This window comes from Pengzhenrongella frigida, from assembly GCF_004168625.1.
GTDB lineage: Bacteria > Actinomycetota > Actinomycetes > Actinomycetales > Cellulomonadaceae > Pengzhenrongella > Pengzhenrongella frigida.
This window is the reverse complement of sequence record NZ_SDWW01000115.1, coordinates 1-1,344: the sequence shown is the minus strand read 5'-3', so window position 1 is coordinate 1,344 and position 1,344 is coordinate 1. Positions and strand designations below refer to the sequence as shown.

General features: G+C 63.5%; 1 protein-coding gene. It reads right to left on the bottom strand.

Features of this window, described 5'->3' with window-relative positions; translation table 11 throughout:
* Nucleotides 1–138: 138 nt before the first annotated feature.
* Nucleotides 139–387: a WhiB family transcriptional regulator gene (locus EUA98_RS19565; protein WP_130104348.1), complete on the bottom strand. Its 249-nt coding sequence runs from the start codon at nucleotides 385–387 to the stop codon at nucleotides 139–141.
* Nucleotides 388–1,344: the final 957 nt, after the last annotated feature.

Below are 1,344 nucleotides of genomic sequence, written 5' to 3'. Positions count from 1 at the left end.
ACCAACCCGCCGACAACACCGGCATCGAGTTAGCCGCATAGACACCCACCGGCCTCATCTACCTTGACAAATTCCGCGTCGGCGAATCGGCGGATGGGGAAATTGGCCAACCCGCCCATCGAGACTGGTCCGATGCCTTCAACTCCTGTGGCGCTGGCGTGCCGTTCGACGCCTGAGTGAACGCCGTTCTTCCTCAGACAAGCCCCCCGACACGCCGGCGTCTTGTCCGGACTCGAGCGACCACGCCAGGCATGCGTCGATCACCGGGCAGCGATGACAGATCACCCTCGCCTGTTCGAGCTGGTGCTGGGCGGGACCCGCAGTCCCGATCGGGAAGAACAGTTCCGGGTCCTCGTTCAGGCACGCGGCACGGTGGCGCCAGTCCATGGGTTCTCCAAACAATGATCCGAACGCGCCCGGGAGACGAGCACAGCTCGGGGTCGACCGGAGCCGAAAGTAGGGCGAAACGGCTCCCGCAAAAGTATTTCAGTCGTTCGGCCGTCGCGCCAGGGACAAAGGTCCTGGTGGGGTCCGCGAGCCTCGGGTCGCATGTCCTTAGGCGATTGAGGTTGAGAACCGCGTCATCTGCGCTCGGCCTGGATGCAACGGTCCAGCCCCTCACGTCATGCGCCGGATGCGCAAACGACGCCGGTGAGCTCGCGTGAGCGACCTTGCTCTCACCGATCTCACCCTGTGAGCTTGCCTCCGGAGGTCAAGTCCGAGCCGCAGACGCCGATTGCTTCATGGGCGGGACGCCGGTTACGGCACGAACAGGAGTGATGAAGTTGGACGAGCTGGACGTGGACGCCCTGTTCAACCAACTGGAAAATCTGCACGTGGCGGGGGCACTGACCCCATCAGAGTTGGGCGCCAAGGACGCTGCGACCGCACGAGGGTGCACAAGCTACTGGCCTCACCGCGATGCACAGCCACCACGACCCAGCCGGTGGTTTCTCGGTGCCTGCGCGAGAACGCCCGGGTGCGCTCAAGCGTCGTGCTTATGGTTTCCCAAAGGCGACGCGGCAATCTGAGAAAGCCGACGCTTTCTGCGGAACGCCCTTCGGGCGAGTCAAGTCGCCCGCTCGTGCGTCACCCTACCGCGGGGAGATCCACCGCCATTTTCGGTTTTCCCACACCGGACCTCCAAGGCAATGGGCGCACACACGGCATCATTCAGGGGCTCTTCGCGGTTCGTGGTGAACGGTTCCACTGGGTAGGTGTTCACGCCAGTGTCTTTTGCTGCTGGCGCGCTAGATTTGGGCGCCACGGCGGAATTTGTCAAGGTAGATGAGGCCGGTGGGTGTCTATGCGGCTAACTCGATGCCGGTGTTGTCGGCGGGTTGG